General features: G+C 28.9%; 14 protein-coding genes and 1 riboswitch. Of the genes, 1 reads left to right on the top strand and 13 read right to left on the bottom strand.

The annotated features are described in order from the left end of the window. Window positions 1-2: 2 nt before the first annotated feature. The 13 genes from EXC62_RS04330 to EXC62_RS04270 all read right to left on the bottom strand — a co-directional run bounded on the left by EXC62_RS04330 (window position 3) and on the right by EXC62_RS04270 (window position 12,310). A complete protein-coding gene (locus EXC62_RS04330) occupies window positions 3-581 on the bottom strand; it encodes a LemA family protein (RefSeq protein WP_052589722.1) in 579 nt (192 codons plus the stop codon). A 15-nt stretch (window positions 582-596) separates the two neighbouring features. Further along, complete coding sequence (locus tag EXC62_RS04325; protein WP_026390166.1) at window positions 597-1,523, bottom strand: DUF3137 domain-containing protein; 927 nt, start codon at window positions 1,521-1,523, stop codon at window positions 597-599. A gap of 29 nt (window positions 1,524-1,552) precedes the next feature. Next, on the bottom strand, window positions 1,553-2,695 hold the full coding sequence (metK, locus tag EXC62_RS04320; protein ID WP_026390165.1) for a methionine adenosyltransferase: 1,143 nt from the start codon (window positions 2,693-2,695) through the stop codon (window positions 1,553-1,555). A gap of 51 nt (window positions 2,696-2,746) precedes the next feature. Beyond that, window positions 2,747-2,840: riboswitch (SAM riboswitch) on the bottom strand. Between the two features lie 44 nt (window positions 2,841-2,884). Beyond that, window positions 2,885-4,192: an HD-GYP domain-containing protein gene (locus EXC62_RS04315; RefSeq protein WP_026390164.1), complete on the bottom strand. Its 1,308-nt coding sequence runs from the start codon at window positions 4,190-4,192 to the stop codon at window positions 2,885-2,887. 19 nt (window positions 4,193-4,211) lie between these two features. After that, window positions 4,212-4,787 (bottom strand): phosphatidylglycerophosphatase A family protein, encoded by a 576-nt coding sequence (locus EXC62_RS04310; RefSeq protein WP_052589719.1) that lies wholly within the window; start codon window positions 4,785-4,787, stop codon window positions 4,212-4,214. After that, on the bottom strand, window positions 4,780-5,703 hold the full coding sequence (gene fmt, locus EXC62_RS04305; protein WP_035375593.1) for a methionyl-tRNA formyltransferase: 924 nt from the start codon (window positions 5,701-5,703) through the stop codon (window positions 4,780-4,782). Before fmt ends, EXC62_RS04310 begins: the two co-directional genes overlap by 8 nt. Window positions 5,704-5,714: 11 nt before the next feature. Beyond that, window positions 5,715-8,018: a replication restart helicase PriA gene (gene priA, locus EXC62_RS04300; protein ID WP_035375592.1), complete on the bottom strand. Its 2,304-nt coding sequence runs from the start codon at window positions 8,016-8,018 to the stop codon at window positions 5,715-5,717. 51 nt (window positions 8,019-8,069) lie between these two features. Beyond that, window positions 8,070-8,411 carry a 30S ribosome-binding factor RbfA gene (gene rbfA / locus EXC62_RS04295; protein WP_026390163.1) on the bottom strand — a complete coding sequence of 114 codons (342 nt, stop codon included), beginning with the start codon at window positions 8,409-8,411 and terminating at the stop codon, window positions 8,070-8,072. Between the two features lies 1 nt (window position 8,412). After that, on the bottom strand, window positions 8,413-10,239 hold the full coding sequence (infB, locus tag EXC62_RS04290; RefSeq protein ID WP_035375590.1) for a translation initiation factor IF-2: 1,827 nt from the start codon (window positions 10,237-10,239) through the stop codon (window positions 8,413-8,415). 5 nt (window positions 10,240-10,244) lie between these two features. Further along, entirely contained in the window at window positions 10,245-10,535 is a 291-nt protein-coding gene (locus tag EXC62_RS04285) for a L7Ae/L30e/S12e/Gadd45 family ribosomal protein (RefSeq protein WP_162140122.1), read from the bottom strand. Next, entirely contained in the window at window positions 10,528-10,791 is a 264-nt protein-coding gene (rnpM, locus tag EXC62_RS04280) for an RNase P modulator RnpM (RefSeq protein ID WP_026390162.1), read from the bottom strand. The genes EXC62_RS04285 and rnpM overlap by 8 nt, the downstream gene beginning before the upstream one ends. 2 nt (window positions 10,792-10,793) lie before the next feature. Then, on the bottom strand, window positions 10,794-11,861 hold the full coding sequence (nusA, locus tag EXC62_RS04275) for a transcription termination factor NusA (RefSeq protein WP_026390161.1): 1,068 nt from the start codon (window positions 11,859-11,861) through the stop codon (window positions 10,794-10,796). Between the two features lie 11 nt (window positions 11,862-11,872). After that, entirely contained in the window at window positions 11,873-12,310 is a 438-nt protein-coding gene (locus EXC62_RS04270; RefSeq protein ID WP_026390160.1) for a ribosome assembly cofactor RimP, read from the bottom strand. Between the two features lie 161 nt (window positions 12,311-12,471). On the opposite strand from EXC62_RS04270, the gene EXC62_RS04265 reads away from it, so the two are divergent. Next, the gene (locus tag EXC62_RS04265; protein ID WP_026390159.1) at window positions 12,472-13,365 is read left to right on the top strand and encodes a metal ABC transporter substrate-binding protein; all 894 of its coding nucleotides are present in this window, start codon (window positions 12,472-12,474) and stop codon (window positions 13,363-13,365) included.

The following is a 13,365-nucleotide window of genomic DNA, read 5'->3' as shown; positions in this document are numbered from 1 at the left end:
TATTAAAAATCAAATTTAACGTCTTGACGTTTGATATCTTCTGCTTCAAAGAATTGTAATTTAGTAGCTCCACCACGATTAGCAATAATGCTATTTGGGAATACAACAATGTATCGGTTGTAATGTGAAACATTTGAATTGTAAATTCTTCTTGCTGCTTGTAAGTTTTCTTCAACATTAATTGTTGCATTTTGTAACTTAGTAACTGTTTCTGAAGATTTCAAGTTTGGATATTGTTCAACAACAACGTTAATTGCTTGAAGCCCTCTTTCAACTTGATTAGAAAAGTTTTGTTTATCTTCAATGCTAGCACCTGCTGCTGGTTGACGTAATTTAACAATTCCTTCTAAAGTTTCTTTTTCATGTTTCATGAAACCTTTTGTAGCTTGAAACAATTTATTTAACATATCAAATCTTTGAGTTAATGCAACATCAATACCTGATTCTGATTCTTCAACTTTAACTTTCATTCTTTTAATTGTATTTGAAACACTAATTGCCCAAAAAACAACAATTAAAACTAATAAAACGATTATAACCCCAACGATTAATAATACTTGACCTGTATCTGCTAAAAACATATTTTCATTCTCCTTCTATTCTGTAAATTTTATATCATCTAAACGAAATTCTTCAATAATTGTTTTTATCAAAACAATATCTTCAGTAAAACGTTTTAACGTTTGTTCATTAATTGGAACACTAAAGTCCACTTCCAATGAATCACTATTATCATTAATACCAATATGAAGTTTATTGTTATTTATACAATAATATATTGATCCACGATGTTGATTTTCTAATATTAATAATCTTTCTATTAAATATGGATTTACAACATAATAGAAAAACTGTTCATCTGATCCATAAATCGAAAACTTTTTATTGAATTCAAGCATCTCAGTTTCAAACTTTTTAAGCGCTCTTGTATTTGTACCTGAATTTCTTTCAACGATTTTTAAAACTTGCTTAAAGTTTTTAGAAAACTCATATACATACCAACGGCCTTTAAAATAAGTTCGATATGTAACAATTGTTCCATTCTTAGTTCTTGTTTCATGACGTTCTTTTAAATCAACATCAGAAACTTGAAACTTAACTCCATTGTAACTTCCTGTTATTAAATCTTCACCGCTAAATCGATCTGGTCTTCTAACTAGACCTGCTGAATTGATTGTTTCAATCGGAACATAGCCTTGTGGATTATATGAACTATCTTCAAGCGTTTCTTTTAAAACTATGTTGACAATTTCATTTTTGATTGTATTGTCAAAATTTTTCTTTAAATCTTTTGCTTTTTTATTGTAAATAGAAAATGGGATTGCTGTTATTCCAATTATAACTAATAGTATAATTATAACGCTAGTTGAATTATCATAATTTCCCGTTTGCGACATTATATAAACGACAACCGCAGCAACAACAAATCCAATTATGGCAAACATATATGATTTATTACGATTCTTTTTATATTGTTCAAATAAAATAACTCTTTTTTCTTCTAACTCTGTATATAAACTCATATCATCACCACAGTGTTATTTTACATTAATTACTTAAAAATATCAATATCATTCAACTGTTCCCAAGTAAAATCATTTGATTCTTGTCCAAAATGACCATATGATGATGTTTTTGTATAAATAGGTCGTTTTAAATCTAATTTCTTTATGATTGCTGCCGGTCTTAAATCAAAATTATTTACAATAATACTATAAATTTGTTCTTTACTTACTTTTTCAGTACCAAATGTTTCAATATGAACACTTACTGGTTTTGCAACACCAATTGCATAAGCAATTTGAATTTCACATTTATCAGCTAAGTTAGCTGCAACAATATGTTTAGCTAAATATCTTGCCATATATGCTGCTGATCGATCAACTTTCGATGGATCCTTTCCTGAGAAAGCACCACCACCATGTCTAGCATACCCACCATATGTATCAACAATAATTTTTCTTCCTGTTAATCCTGAATCAGCTGCAGGTCCTCCAAGAATAAAACTTCCTGTTGGATTAATATAGATTTTTGTATTATCATCAATTAAGTTTGATGGTACTACTTTTTCAATCACTTCTGGAACAAGAACTTTTCTAAGTGTTTCTTGATTATGTGCCTTATCATGTTGAGTTGAGATAACGATACTATCAATTCTAACTGGTTGATTGTTTTCATCATATTCAACAGTAACTTGAGTTTTACCATCTGGTCTTAAGTCTTTAACAATCGATTTTTCTCTAACTTCTGTTAATCTTAATGCTAATTTATGTGATAAATCAATAGCAAGCGGCATATAATTTTCTGTTTCATTAGAAGCATAACCAAACATTAATCCTTGATCCCCAGCACCTTGATTCAACTCTTCTGTTCTATCAACGCCCATAGCAATCTCACTTGATTGAGTAGATAATTTAATCACTACTTCAACTGTATTACCATTAAATCCTAGGATATCGTTATCATATCCAATTTCATTAATAGTTTTTCTTACTATATCTTCATAATCTATTTTAGCATTAGTCGTTATTTCACCAAAAACTAAAACTAAATCTGATTTAATTGCCGTTTCACATGCAACTCTTGCATTTTTATCTTCTTTTAAAACTGCATCTAAAATTGCATCACTAATTCTATCAGCTACTTTGTCTGGATGTCCTTTTGTAACTGATTCACTACTAAATAAATAATTCATTTCCTAACCTCTTTCATTAAAAAAACGTTATCAACAAGGACAACGTCTATTTCCTTATTGTTGGGTTTCCCCCTTGTGATGGCACCTAATTTAATAGGTTGCCGCTACTTCAACGGTCACGGGCCTCGATAGCTCTTAATAAGTTTATTAAGTTAAATCAATTATAGCATTTGTACTATTAAATATCAATTAAAAATTATTATATAATTCTTCAACTTCATCAGCAAATTTTAAAAATCTATCTTTAAGTTCAATTCTAAAATAATTTGACATTTGATGCTCAAATAAACTAATCGACATTGCATGTGTATATGGTCGTTTATATGTATTGAAACTTCTTAGTGTAACATATATATCAGCAAGTAAAATAATTTGTGACTGCAAATCTGGTTGAGTATTCATAATTGCTCGCATTTTTTCATCTGAAATAGTATTTTCAACATGTGATCTTACAATTGCTTCACAGTTTTGTGATAATTCCATACGTTTAACAATATCTGCTCCAAGCGTTGTTTTAGCTTTTAATTGTTCATATTCTGCTTCATCATAAGTTGTTGCTGATATATCAAAGTCTTTAATTTCAGAATAGCGATAATGAATTATTGCATATTCACTTAAATTTTTAATATCAGCTTCATTCATACCAACAAAACTAGCAATTTTCTCACTAACCTTTTGAACTTGATATGCATGCTCTTGATTAACGTTAATATATGCATTAATAAAAACTGCTTGAAATAAATTACCAACAATTGATGAGAAATCTTTTTGGACTTGTCTTCTTTTTATTAGTTCTTTCTTACGTTCTTCTTGCATATATTGTCCAATTGAAACAATAACATAAACAACCAAGTAGAATAAAGCAAAGACTAATGATCTTAAAATCAAATCTCCAAACTCATTGGTTCCAACAAAATCTTTTAAGAAGTCTAAAACACTTAATCCTTGTGTTCTAGTAGTTATTTGATATGTCCATGTAAAATGAATAACAGTTACTAAAACAAATAAATATGAAAATGCTGTTGATAATAATTTTTTATCTTGATAGAGAGATATCACAACAATCGCATAATAAATCAAAATATATGATACTGTTTCAAATATTCCTGAACTATATAATCTTGCATATATTAATACTGATGATAAGAAAATATAAAATGAAGCGATATATGCAGCAATAAGCTGTTTTGTTTTATCTTTTCTGTCCATATTAATCAAAGCTTTTAATAGTTTATTAATTAAATAGGTTACTGGGAATGAAATAACTGTAATAGCCCAGTCAGTCCTTTGTTTTGTTGATATTGAAAGAATTAATAATAATAATGAATAAAATAAACCAGAGATAAAAATGATATTTTTTATAACAACGTTACGTCTGTTTAATACAGCAACATCATCAGTAATATCGATTCCTTCTTCAAAGCCAAAAAACTTGGCAAAAAGAGCATTACCAAGTTTCTTAATTTTATTATCTTTTACTTTCTTTTTTTCTTCCAAAGTAAATCACACCTAATGTTTATTTTTTTATTTCATCAAAATCGAAAATACTTATACGTTGAAAACTATTGTCACTTGCTGCAAATTCTTCATTTAAAACTTGAGCAACTCTTGTAGATGCTGCTGCTGCAATTGCACCAACAATATCATCTAAGAATGTATGACAAACACCTTCTTTTTTTCCTTCTTCATTTAGAGTAGAAACAACTCCAACTTTGTTAACATCAATATCTCCAAAGTTTGTTTGACCAATTGTTCCATATAAACCAGCTAAATCCAGACCAAGTGTTTCATCAACCCCAAAAAGTCCTAAATCATCATGTAAGATGTCTTGCATTGGGCTTCTAAAAGCTTTTTCTTCAACTAATCGATCAATTTCAGCTGCTAAATGGACAAAGTGAAATACATCACGATATGAAAGAATTTTTTCAACGGACTCAATACATAACGCCATTGGTATACCTTCTGTGTATTTTGCTTGTTGTGCTTGTGTAATTTCAGCGATTTGTTTAACTAAAACTCCACGTTCTTTTAAAATCTCAATATTCATTTTAAGCATTTCTTCTCTTGTAAATAATGTTCTTTTTTTAGACATTAGAATTCCTTCTTTCTACATAGTCACCAGATTTAAGAGATTTTTGACCGTTTAAGAAATCTTTCACCAACATTTTTTTCTTTCCTTGAGCTTGAATCTCAATAACTTCAACAATTTCAGTTGTTGATTTAATAAACATTCGACGATTTTCAATCAGAATCTCTCCCGGTTTCATCTCTTTTATTATATCACTTTTTACCATTTTATATACTTTATAGAATTCACCATTTACAACTATCGTTGCAGCAGGTTCTGGTAGTAAGCCTCTAAGATGATTTAAAACGTTAAAATAGCCACCATAGAAGTCTAGAAATTCTTCATGTCTTTTAATATTATATGCAAATGTAACGTCTTCTTCATTTTGTTTAATGCTTTCATAATTACCTTTTAAAACTTTAATTAAAAGATCTGCACCTAAAACAGACATTTTCCTTGCTAGTGTTTCATAATTATCATCTTCAGTTATTGGAACTTCACCTTGAAGAATAATATCACCACTATCCATTTTAAAAGCCATATCCATAATTGTTACACCTGTTTTTTGAAGTCCATCAAATAAAGCATATTGAATCGGTGCACCACCACGATATTTAGGTAATAATGAGCCATGGACATTGATTGCTTTGAAACGTTCTAATAGTTTTTTAGGAAGGATTTGTCCAAAAGCAGCAGTAACTATTAAATCTGCATCAACATTTAATATTTCATCTAGTTCATCTTTTAATTTAATTGGTTGAAATATCTTTAAATCTTTTTCTAAAGCTAGTTTTTTTACAGGAGAATAAATTATTTCTTTTTTTCTTCCTTGAAGCTTATCTGGTTGTGTAACAACCATAACTATCTCATAATTATTTTCAATTAGTTTTTCTAAAACTGGCACTGAAAACTCTGGTGTTCCCATAAAAATTATTTTCATTCTAATACCTCCTAAAGTATATCTGGAATACTCAAGTAATTAACTCTTGATTTCGAGTATTTTTCAATTACTTTAATTATTATTTTATTATCTATTTTTTGATCTTTAACGGTAATAACAAATCTAAATTCATTTTTAATAAACTTAATTAATGACTCTGCTGGTCCTAAAACTATTTCAAATTCTTTCTCTAATTCTTTTTTAATTCTTAAGGCATCTTGATATGCTTCTAAATATGATTCATTTGAAATCAATAATTGAACTACTTCATAAAAGGGTAGATACTTTGATAATTTACGATAATAGATTGCTTCTTCATAAAAGTTATTATAACTCTTATCAACGCTACTAATAGCGTAATTAGCAATATCATAACCTTGAATGATCGCTTCACCTGTAATTTTTCTACCACTTCTTCCAACCATTTGCGTTAGCAGACTATATGTTTCTTCTGCTGCTAAATACGTAGGAGCTCTTAACTCTAAATCAGCCATTAAAACACCTACTAATGAAACCTTGGGAAAATCAAGTCCTTTAGAAACCATTTGGGTTCCAACTAAAATATCATATTGGTAGTCTTTAAAATCTAACCAAATACTCTCATGACTACCTTTTCTGCTAGTTGATTTAGCATCCATTTTAACAACCCGTGCATTTTCAAAATGTTTTCTAACAATTTCATAGATTTGATCAATTCCCATACCGATTGGTCTAATGGTTTTATTACCACACGAAGGACATACCTCTGGCATTTCTTCCTTATGATTACAATAAGGACATCTAAGTTCATTTTCATCCTTATAATAAGTTAATGCAACATCACAGTTTTGACATTTAGGAGTATAACCACAAGTTCTACACATTACAAATGATGAATATCCTTTTCTGTTATAAAGAAGAATAATTTGTTCTTTTTTATTTAGCTTTTCATTAATTTTTTCCTCTAATAATTTTGAAAAGATTTTTGTATTACCATTTTTAAGTTCATTTTTCATGTCAACATAATGAACTGTTGGTAGTTTTTCATTTGTCGCTCTTTTATTTAGTTCAAGAAGTTTATATTTATTATTTAGTGCATAATACATGCTTGTTATTTTAGGTGTTGCACTCCCTAATATTACTGGACAATTATGCAATTCGCTTTTAAGTTTAACAATATCGATTGTTTCGTATTGTACTTTTTCTCTTTGTGTATAAGAATTATCATGTTCTTCATCAACAACAATTAATCCTAAATTTTTAATTGGAAGAAATACTGAACTTCTCGTTCCAACAATAATCCTTGCTTCATCATTAATAATAGCATTCCAGGCATCAAATCTTTCACCTTGTGAGAGATTACTATTGTAATGAACAATTCTTTCATTAAATCTGCTTGAAAGTTGCTGCATAAGTGGAGCAACCAACATAATCTCAGGAACTAAATATAAAACCTGCATGCCTTTTTTTAAGATGTCTTTCATTACATGCATATAGACTTCAGTTTTTCCTGAACCAGTAATTCCTCTAAGTAAATATATATTCTTACTGTCTTGTTTAATCATTTCATAAGCTTTTTTTTGTTCATTATTTAATTCATATTCTGAAATAAGATTTGTTTCTCTAAATGTAACATCACGATTATCAACTTCTAATACAACATCAAATACCTGATTTTTAATTAGGGTATTAATAGAACTAATACTAAACCCACTATTAAGAAGTTCTTGTCTTGTTAGATTAGGATATTCTTTTACATGTTCAATTAAATCTTGATATTTAATAGCATTTTTATAATGACTATCATCTAAATATTTAATTACTTGTTTATATTTTGTTTTTGCTTTTTCTTCATATTGTGTAACAACTTTAAGCTGATCATTCTTTATTAACCTGTTAATCTCTTTTTTATATTTTTTTAGTTTATTAGTATATTTTACTTTTCCATTTTTAAATTCATTTAATAATTCTTTTGACACTTCTTCAAGAGAATTAATATAGATATATTGTTCATATTTCAAGAAAAGTTCAGAAGGAATAATCGTTTCAACTATTTCGATTAGTAAGCGGTTGTTTTTAGATTTTAAATAGTCAAGATATTCAAAAGCTTCTTTTGAAATACTTGGAACAACATCTAAAACTTCTATAATTGTTTTATCTGCAAAATCACTTTCTTCAACAAATTCAATAATATAACCTAATCTTTTTTGCTGACCAAAAGGAACGACTACTCTCATTCCAAGTTCAATACTATCTTTTTCACTTTCCGGAATATAATAATCAAATAATCTATTTAAAGTCTTAACTTTTAAGTCTACTAATACTCTTGCTATCATTTTTTCACCATCAATATTATAACACTTTAAATAACAAAAAAGTAACCGAAGTTACTTGATTGTTTTAAGTATTTGATCAATATGATTACCATATGCTAATGCTTCATCATATGCGAAGATTATTTCTGGTATTTTTCTTACATTTCTAATTTTTCTTGCTAGTTCCATTCTTATAGTTGCATTTTTTTCATCTAATGTCTTTTTTGCATAGTTTAAAGTTTTTTCGTCATCGCTTAAAATTGTATAATAAACTTTTGCAAAAGATAAATCTTTACTAACTTTTACTTCTGTTAAATTAATATAGCCGATTTTACTATCTTGAATAACTGTATTAACAATTGGTGCTAATTCTCTTTGAATTAAACTACCTAAACGTTCAACTGTAATTGACATTTTATGCTACCTCAACTTCCTTCATTTCTGAAACTTCAATTATATCTCCAACTTTGATATCATTGTAATTTACAATTGATAAACCACATTCATATCCTGTTTTAACTTCTTTAACATCATCTTTAAAACGTTTAAGAGAAGCTAATTTACCTTCATAAACAACAATACCATCACGAATAATTCTAACTAATGCATCTCGTTTAACAACTCCATCAGTTACATAACCACCTGCAATTGTTCCAATTTTTGAAGCTTTAAATGTATCTCTAACTTCAACTTGACCAATTACTACTTCTTCAAATGTTGGTTCTAACATTCCTTTTAAAGCTTTTTCAATATCTTCAGCAACGCGATAAATAATATTATATAATCTTATTTCAACGCCTTCTTTATCAGCAACATCACGAACATTACCCATTGGTCTAACGTTAAACCCAATAACAATCGCATTAGAAGCACTTGCCAGAGAAACATCACTTTCAGTGATTGCTCCTACACTACCTCTAACAATATTTACTTGCAATCCTTCAATATTAATTGTTTGTAAAACATTTTTTAGTGCTTCAATTGATCCTTGAACATCTGCTTTAATTAAAAGATTTAATTCTTTAACTTCTGCACCCATTTGACCAAACATTGAATCAAGTGTTGCTTTCATTTGCTTTTGTTCGCCTTCTCGTTCATTTGCGATTCTACTTTCAGCAATTTGTCGAGCAGTTTTTTCATCTTTAAAGACCATGAAAACATCTCCAGCAAGTGGGACAGAGTTTAATCCTGTTACCTCAATTGCTTTTGATGGACCTGCTTCTTTATAACGTTTTTGCAAGTCATCTTCCATTGTTCTAATCTTACCATATGTATTACCAACGACAACGTTATCTCCGATATGAAGTGTTCCTGTTTCAACTATGAAAGTTGCAACTGGTCCTTTTCCTTTATCTAATTTAGCTTCAATAACTGATCCTCTAGCTTCACGATTAGGATTTGCTTTATAATCTCCTAATTCACTAACTAGTTCTATCATATCTAATAACTCATCAATACCTTCTTTTTTAAGTGCTGATATTTTAATGAAAGGTGTATCTCCACCCCACTCTTCTGGTAGCAAACCATGGTTTGATAATTCAGTCATTACATGATCTGGATTAGCTGATGGTTTATCAACCTTATTAACAGCAACAATAATTGATGTTTTAGCAGCTTTAGCGTGATCTAGTGCTTCTAATGTTTGAGGCATTACACCATCATCAGCAGCAACAACTAAAACAACGATATCAGTAACTTTCGCTCCACGTTTACGCATTTCAGTAAATGCAGCATGTCCTGGAGTATCAATGAAAGTAATTTTTTTACCTTTTCTGTTTACTTGGTAAGCACCAATATGTTGTGTAATTCCACCAGCTTCACCGGCAGTTACTCTAGATTTTCTAATTGTATCTAATAAAGTTGTTTTACCATGATCAACGTGTCCCATAACTGTAACAATCGGTGGTCTTTGTTCCAAATTTTCTTCATCATCTACAATTACAAATTCATCATATCTAACTACATCTGTAATTACTTCATTTTTAACTTGATATCCTAATTCCATTGAAACAAGTTCAACAGTATCACGATCTAATGAAACATTAACACTCGCCATAATTCCTAAATTCATTAAACTCTTAATTACAACTGCATTTGATACGCCTAGTTCTTTTGATAAGTCAGATACATTCATACCTTCTTTAAAGATAACTATTTTTTCACCGGCCTTGTTATCTTTTTTATTACTATTATTACTCTTGTTAGGCGCTTTTTTTTCTTGCTTTATTATTTTTTTGGCCATATTATTCACTTCCTTTTCTGATTCAGTATTGACTTACTAAATCCGTCGTCAACGATACCTATAACCTTTATGTTTTCTTTTCCGATTGCATCCGACAATTCAATTGTAGAAAATTCTTCAACAACAGTTACTCCATAAGTTTTACATTTATCATTAACTAGCTTTTTCGTGTTCAAAGAAGCATCATTCGCTAGAATAACTAACTTAACTTTACCACTTCTTACACCATTTATTGTTATTTCAGTACCACTCGTGATTTTTCTTGCACGTCTGGCTAAACCAATAATTTTAATCATTAATTAATTCACTCAATTTTTCATATATTTCATTAGGTACAGTAACTTCAAGTTTACGATCTAATGCTTTATTTTTCTTTGCAAGTTCAATAACATCTTTCGATAATTTTAAGTAAGCTCCTCTTCCAGGTGCTTTTCCTGTTAAATCAATTGATACGATTCCTTCTTTTGTTGCTGCTACTCTCACTAATTCTTTTTTAGGAAGAACTTCTTTTGTAACAACACATGTACGCATCGGTATTTTCTTAACACGCATCTTTAGTATAGAATCCCTTCACCGGCAGCCATAGCTTCCGATTTAATATCAATACTCCAACCTGATGCTTGAACCGCAAGTTTTACGTTTTGTCCTTGTTTACCAATAGCAAGTGACAATTGGTCATTTGGTACTATAGCTAAAGCTGTTTTTTCACGTGGATTAACTTTTGTAACTGCAACAACATCAGCTGGTTGAAGAGCATTTTCAATTAATTCACGTTCATTATCACTCCATCTAAACAAGTCAATTTTTTCACCTGATAATGCAGCAACGACTTCTCTAATTCTTGAACCACCTTCACCAACACATGCTCCAATTGGATCAACTTGTGGATTATTTGTTCTAACTCCAACTTTTGATCTATCTCCAGCATCACGACTAATACCAACTATTTCTACTACTCCCTCAGCAATTTCAGGAATATGTTTTTCCATTAACTTCATAACAAGTCCTGGATGTTTTCTTGTTACATAAATTTTTGGTCCTTTAGGTTTCATTTCTACTGATGAAACATATACATAAATATCATCACCAATATGAAGATTATCTTTATCTAAAGTTTCTGTCTTAGGTAACAATGTTGTTTCTTTACCTAAGTCAATACGATATGTTGTTGGTGAAGCATCGATTACTCTAGCTCTTAACATTTCATTTTCTTTATCTTTAAAGAAACCTAATAGATTACTCTTTTGATAATTAACAACTATTTCGTTATACTTTTGTTTCATATCACGAATAGCGTAATGTCCATATTCTTCTGGATTTACTTTAATTTCTAAAATATCTCCAACTTTAACTCTTGCTTTTTCAGCTTTTGCATCTTCTAATAACAATTGTGTATATGTTTTATCAGCTGTTAAATCATAATCATCAACAACTAAATATTGTTTATACACTAAAAGTTCATTTTTATCTTCTTTAAATTCAACACGGCATGAATTCACTTTATGTGTTCTTTTACAACCAGATATTAATCCTTGTGTTATTGCTTCTAACACTTGTTCATCTGTTAATCCTGTTGCTTCAGCAACACTTGAAATATTTTTTAGCAAATCTTTTCTTATCATGCTACCACTCCTTATATTTTGACACTCGTTCTAATATTTAGAACATCGTCATATTCAATTTTTATTTTTCTAAATTGGCCTTTTTGATTATACTTAATTACTAGTTCATTATTATTAACTTCAAGTAATAATCCAACGCCCTTAAAATCTTTTGTCTCAACATATACATATCCATCAACATGCTCCATTACTTCATCTAATGAATTAAGTGGATATTCTGCACCTACTGATGATAATTCTAAGAAATAATCATCATCCAAATCATCTTCTAAATTCTCAAATAGTTTAGTGTGGATTTGTTCTAAGACATCAGTTGTAATATTTTTACCTTTTAACAAGATTTCTAATATTTTTTCTCCAAACTCTTTCTTAGTCTTAACACTATAAATTGTGAATTCATAATCTTCAAGAATTTTATTCAACTTATCTTTAATACTTTCTATTTTCACAATACACCTCACTAAATATTAAATTATATGATTCTCATATCAATTGTATATTATACCACTTTTCAAGTTCTTTTCCAAATCTTTTTATTTTTGCGAACAATTTGCAAAACAATTATATTAGTGATATAATAATTTAGGTTTAGATAAGGAGAATTATCCATATGAAAAAAATATTATTTATTACTATAACACTTATTCTAAGTATAGTTTTAATATCATGTACAAAAAATAAAAATGCCGATATAGTTGCTACTATGTATCCACAGTATGATGCTACAAGAATTATAAGTGGTGATAAACTATCAGTCTCACTACTAACAAAACCTGGCGATGAAGCTCATGATTTTAAACCTACGAGTAAACAAATAACAGAAATTAAAAAAAGTAAACTATTTTTATTTACAAGTTATGAAATGGATGCTTGGTTAAATAATAACGTTAAAAATATTACTAGTAATGAAACAATAACATTAAATGTTAGTTCATTAATAGCAAAATCAAACAACACACATGAAGATCTACATTACTGGTCTGGTACTAATAATTATATAAAGATTGTTCAAGGAATTAGAGATACAATTATTGAAATTGATCCTTCTAATAAAGAGTTTTATGAAAATAATGCTAATACATATCTTAATAAATTAACTGAATTAGATACAATTATCATCAACTATTTTAAAACAAAAAATAAGCCAACAATTTATTTTGCTGGACACAATGCAATGCAATCATTTTCTTCTCATTATGATTTGAATGTAATTGCTTTAAGTGCAACTAGTAAACCAGATGCTGATTTAAGTGCAAGTCAAATTAGCACTTTACTTAATGAAGTAAAAACTGCTAATACACATTACTTATTTACTGAAGAATTGAAAGAACCTCGTGTTGCCAAAACAATAATGCGTGAATTAAGTAATGAAAACTATGAATTAAATCTTTTAGAATTACATGGTTATCATAATGTTACTTTAGATGATTTTAACAATAAAGTTACTTATTATGATTTATTAGAAAGAAATTATCAAAATATTAAAAGAGCGTTAGGTGATTAA

Source organism: Haploplasma axanthum, assembly GCF_900660745.1.
Classification (GTDB): domain Bacteria; phylum Bacillota_I; class Bacilli_A; order Acholeplasmatales; family Acholeplasmataceae; genus Haploplasma; species Haploplasma axanthum.
This window is presented reverse-complemented; position numbering and strand designations above follow the sequence as displayed.

Coding starts and splice junctions, on each gene's coding strand:
- EXC62_RS04330 (WP_052589722.1), bottom strand. CDS start 581: ATGTTTTTAGCAGATACAGGTCAAGTATTATTAATCGTTGGGGTTATA.
- EXC62_RS04325 (WP_026390166.1), bottom strand. CDS start 1,523: ATGAGTTTATATACAGAGTTAGAAGAAAAAAGAGTTATTTTATTTGAA.
- metK (WP_026390165.1), bottom strand. CDS start 2,695: ATGAATTATTTATTTAGTAGTGAATCAGTTACAAAAGGACATCCAGAC.
- EXC62_RS04310 (WP_052589719.1), bottom strand. CDS start 4,787: ATGTCTAAAAAAAGAACATTATTTACAAGAGAAGAAATGCTTAAAATG.
- fmt (WP_035375593.1), bottom strand. CDS start 5,703: ATGAAAATAATTTTTATGGGAACACCAGAGTTTTCAGTGCCAGTTTTA.
- priA (WP_035375592.1), bottom strand. CDS start 8,018: ATGATAGCAAGAGTATTAGTAGACTTAAAAGTTAAGACTTTAAATAGA.
- rbfA (WP_026390163.1), bottom strand. CDS start 8,411: ATGTCAATTACAGTTGAACGTTTAGGTAGTTTAATTCAAAGAGAATTA.
- infB (WP_035375590.1), bottom strand. CDS start 10,239: ATGGCCAAAAAAATAATAAAGCAAGAAAAAAAAGCGCCTAACAAGAGT.
- EXC62_RS04285 (WP_162140122.1), bottom strand. CDS start 10,535: ATGATTAAAATTATTGGTTTAGCCAGACGTGCAAGAAAAATCACGAGT.
- rnpM (WP_026390162.1), bottom strand. CDS start 10,791: ATGCGTGTTAAGAAAATACCGATGCGTACATGTGTTGTTACAAAAGAA.
- nusA (WP_026390161.1), bottom strand. CDS start 11,861: ATGATAAGAAAAGATTTGCTAAAAAATATTTCAAGTGTTGCTGAAGCA.
- EXC62_RS04265 (WP_026390159.1), top strand. CDS start 12,472: ATGAAAAAAATATTATTTATTACTATAACACTTATTCTAAGTATAGTT.